Source organism: Psychrobacter sp. 1Y4 (assembly GCF_051847555.1).
Genome location: NZ_JBPYDE010000935.1, coordinates 1 through 567 on the forward strand (window position 1 = coordinate 1; position 567 = coordinate 567).

Consider the following 567-nt stretch of genomic DNA (forward strand, 5'->3'; position numbering starts at 1 on the left):
ATCAATCGTGAGCTTACTACCTTTTTCTGGTATGACGTAATCTGCACGTGCAGGCGCCTTGCAATCGATAACTTGTGCAACTTTTTCGACACTTCTTCGTCTTTCAAATAAGTATAGATTGACTAAATGCACATCTGGATTGTCTATTTGTACGCTAGCATTACCGACATCTGCCGCGATAAAACGTAATATTTGTGGCTTAGCATAAGACCATGGGCGGAACCATTGCGTACTTTTTGCTACTTTGACAACTTCTACGCCTTGTGGCAGCTCTCGCACTTGTTGACCATACCAGCTATATTCTTGGTTTATCTGAAAGGCAAAAATACCAATCGCTGCAAACAATGGGATCAACCACTTAGGGGCACGTTTGCCTGCCAATTTGCTGAAGTGAGTTATGATCAATGCTAGTCCAGCCATCCCAAACGCGGCAGCCATCGTGGCGATAAACTCAAAAAGCATAAAATATTCCTTAATGGGGTATGTGTATTCAATCAAGCTGAATTAATTACATTTTATTATAAGTATAAAATAAAAAATCACTCACAAGCAGCTGCTGCCTGTGAG

General features: G+C 41.1%; 1 protein-coding gene. It reads right to left on the reverse strand.

All coding sequences use genetic code 11. The features are described from left to right. Positions 1-462 (reverse strand): hypothetical protein (locus tag ACS8FC_RS19700; RefSeq protein WP_439298031.1); only part of this gene is annotated, 462 nt, incomplete at its 3' end. Positions 463-567: the final 105 nt, after the last annotated feature.